The 3,068-nt window shown below is 65.7% G+C and carries 2 protein-coding genes; both read right to left on the bottom strand.

Annotated elements, in window-relative coordinates:
- The coding region (carB, locus tag K0M70_RS12340; RefSeq protein ID WP_290782370.1) for a carbamoyl-phosphate synthase large subunit at positions 1–1,006 on the bottom strand (1,006 nt) is incomplete at its 3' end.
- A gap of 39 nt (positions 1,007–1,045) precedes the next feature.
- Positions 1,046–2,953: a S9 family peptidase gene (locus K0M70_RS12335; protein ID WP_290782368.1), complete on the bottom strand. Its 1,908-nt coding sequence runs from the start codon at positions 2,951–2,953 to the stop codon at positions 1,046–1,048.
- Between the last annotated feature and the right edge of the window lie 115 nt (positions 2,954–3,068).

Raw genomic sequence — 3,068 nt, 5'->3', positions numbered from 1 at the left:
GCAGTTCGTCCAGCGTGTAGCCCACGGCCAGCTTGGCGGCGATCTTGGCAATCGGGAAACCGGTGGCCTTGGACGCCAGCGCCGAAGAACGCGACACGCGCGGGTTCATCTCGATCACCACCACCCGGCCGTCCTGGGCGTTGATGCCGAACTGCACGTTGCTGCCGCCGGTGTCCACGCCGATCTTGCGCAGCACGGCGATGGAGGCGTCACGCAGGCGCTGGTATTCCTTGTCGGTGAGCGTCTGCGCCGGGGCGACCGTGATGGAGTCGCCGGTGTGCACGCCCATCGGGTCGAGGTTTTCGATCGAGCAGACGATGATGCAGTTGTCGGCGGTGTCGCGCACCACCTCCATCTCGAACTCCTTCCAGCCCAGCACCGACTCTTCCACCAGCACTTCGCCGGTGGGCGACAGTTCGAGGCCGCGGGTGCAGATTTCAAGCAGCTCCTCGCGGTTGTAGGCGATGCCGCCGCCGCTGCCGCCCAGGGTGAACGATGGGCGGATGATGGTCGGGTAGCCCACCGTGGCCTGGATGCGGATGGCTTCGTCCAGCGAGCGCGCCACTTCGGCCTTCGGGCAGTCCAGGCCGATTTCGCGCATGGCCACCCGGAACAGCTCGCGGTCCTCGGCCATGCGGATGGCTTCGCGCGAGGCGCCGATCAGCTCCACGCCGTACTTTTCCAGCACGCCGGCGTCGGCCAGGTCGAGCGCGCAGTTCAGCGCGGTCTGTCCGCCCATCGTCGGCAGCAGCGCGTCGGGCTTCTCCTTGGCGATGATGCGCTCCACCGTGGCCGGGTTGATCGGCTCGATGTACACCGCGTCGGCCATGTCCGGGTCGGTCATGATCGTGGCCGGGTTGGAGTTCACCAGGATCACCCGGTAGCCCTCGTCGCGCAGCGCCTTGCAGGCCTGTGCGCCGGAGTAGTCGAACTCACAGGCCTGGCCGATGACGATCGGGCCAGCGCCGATGATGAGGATGGACTTCAGGTCGGTACGCTTGGGCATGGGTCTACTCGGATGACGCGGAAGGAGGGCCGAGGGGCCTTACGGTGCGGTGGACGGCTGGGTGCGGCCGATGTGCTTGCCCAGGAAGGCTTCCATCGCGGTGTAGAGGTCGATCTGGTTCTGGTAGTCGTAGAAGCCGTGGCCTTCCTTGTCCTCGACGATGGTGACTTCGGGCGCGCGGCCCGCCGCCTCCAGCCGCTCGCGCAGCAGGTTGTACTGGCTGATCGGCACGCGCTGGTCCTTGGCGCCCTGCACCAGCATCACCGGCACGCGGATCTTGTCGATGTTGAAGGCCGGCGACTGCGCCTGCTGCTCGGCGACCGTCTCGGGCATCACGCGGTTGAGGTAGTTGCGCCCGGTTTCGGTTTCGGGGATGTCGCCGTCCTTGAACATCAGCGGCAGGCTGTAGACACCCACGTAGCCGATGGCGCACTTGTACTTGGTGGGCTCGCGCACCACAGTCTGCAGCGCAGCATAGCCACCGTAGGAGGCGCCGTAGGTGCAGATGCGGGACTGGTCGGCAATGCCCTGCCGCACCACGTAGTCCACGGCATCGGTCATGTCGTCGATCATGGTGGTACCCCAGTTGCGGTAGCCCATGCGCTCGAACGCGTTGCCATAGCCACCCGAGCCGCGGAAGTTGACCTGCAGCACCGCATAGCCGCGGTTGGCCAGGAACTGCACTTCGGGATTGAAGCCCCACATGTCGCGCGGACCATGCGGGCCGCCGTGCGGATGCAGGATCAACGGCAGGTTCTTGCCGCCGCCGTTGCGCGGCAGGGTCAGGTAGCCGTGCACCTTGGTGCCGTCGCGGGCCACGAAGGAAATGGCTTCCATCGGCGACATCTGGTCGGGCTTGATCCAGTCCATTGCCGCCAGCAGGAACTTGGCCTGGCCGGTCTGGCGGTCGAACAGGTAGAACGAGCCCGGGTCGACGTCGCTAAAGGCGCGGAACAGCACGAAGCGACCGTCGCGGCTGATTCCGCCGAAGTTGATGGCATGGTACGGGAAGGCATTGATAAGTCCGGCGTAGGTACGGGACTCGACGTGGTCCTTGTTGACGAACTGGTAGCTGGGAACACCGTCCATGTAGCCGACCGCGAGCAGGTCGCGTTCGTCGCTGCTGAACAGGTAGTCCACGCTTTCGACGTTGGCATTGCCCGTCAGCGGCGTGGTGGTGTTGCTTTCCGGGTCCATCATCACCAGGCGGGCGGGTTCACCCTTGTCGCTGACTTCGAACACCACGCGCTTGTTGTCGGCGGCGAAAACCACCGGCCTCTGGACCGCACCGCCCATCTCGGCGCTGTGCACGGTGACCCAGGAGTCGCCGTTGCGGCGCAGGGTGACGGAGTCAAGGTCCTCTTCCTGGCCTACGGCGTAGCGGACCTCGCCCTCATGGTCCACCAGGAAGGTGCCGGCGCGAAGCGGCGCGGACGCCACGGTGCGCACTTCGCCGCTGTACACGTCCAGCCTGGACAGGAAGGCCGACTCGATCGAGCGCGCCACCAGGATGCTGCGGGGCTCGTTCCAGGTCAGGTCGACGATGCCGTAGAAGCCGCCGTTGGGAATATCGATACGCTTGGTGCCGTCGACGTTGCTGGCATACACGTCCGCGGCGCCGACACGGGCGTCGAAACGACCCACCTTCTGCGTGACGTAGAGGAAGAAGCGCTCGTCGTTGACCCAGCGGACACGGTCGATGTGGCGCTTTTCGCCGTAGTCCCACTTGGCCACCAGCTTCATGTCCGAGACCCGGAACGCCGCCAGCACGGTGCGGTCGGACTGCGGCACCGACACGGTGATGTACTCGCCCGTGGGCGAAAGGGAGACGTTGCTGAATTCAGGGTCCTTGAAGAAGTCGCCCACGGGCACGGACTGTGCCTGCACGGCAGAGGTTCCCAAGGCCAGCGATACGGCAAGACAAGCGTTGCGCAAGAAGTTGGTCATCGTATTTCCCGTGGGTTATCTGGCAGCCGACATCAGGTCGACGAATCGGTCGAAAAGGCCCCCGCCGGCGCGGGGGGCCGGGCTGGCTTGCGGGGGGGCCGGGGAGCTGAAAGCA

It is taken from the genome of Arenimonas sp. (assembly GCF_019459675.1).
GTDB lineage: Bacteria > Pseudomonadota > Gammaproteobacteria > Xanthomonadales > Xanthomonadaceae > Arenimonas.
The sequence above is the reverse complement of the archived record's forward strand: the minus strand, read 5'-3'. Positions and strand labels throughout refer to the sequence as shown.

Excerpts from the sequence above, each read along its gene's own strand:
- K0M70_RS12335 (WP_290782368.1), bottom strand. The coding sequence starts at position 2,953 with ATGACCAACTTCTTGCGCAACGCTTGTCTTGCCGTATCGCTGGCCTTG.